Genomic DNA, 223 nt, shown 5'->3' with positions numbered 1-223 from the left:
CCGTCAAACTGAGCTGAAAGGGGAAAATATTGAGCTTCTCGCGCGTGAAGGCAACATTCAAATAGGCAGGCATGATTCGCGTATTTCGGCCAGCAACAATTTGCAGATGTTTGCGAGTAACAAACTGGATCTTCAGGGTATTTTGTTCGATAAAGCCAACAATATTACGTTAAACGCGGGTGATGAAATCAAGGCTGACGGGGTTAAATTAGCGGCAGATAAA

1 protein-coding gene is annotated in these 223 nt (G+C 43.9%); it reads left to right on the top strand.

Annotation, left to right across the window (positions count from 1 at the left end):
• Positions 1–223: hypothetical protein (locus tag ACGF49_RS25380; protein ID WP_387493603.1), on the top strand; the 223-nt coding region annotated here is incomplete at both ends.

It is taken from the genome of Photorhabdus sp. RM96S (assembly GCF_042879335.1).
In the GTDB taxonomy this organism is placed as follows: domain Bacteria; phylum Pseudomonadota; class Gammaproteobacteria; order Enterobacterales; family Enterobacteriaceae; genus Photorhabdus; species Photorhabdus kayaii.
Note: the sequence above shows the minus strand (reverse complement) of the source record. Positions and strands in the feature narration are given on the sequence as shown.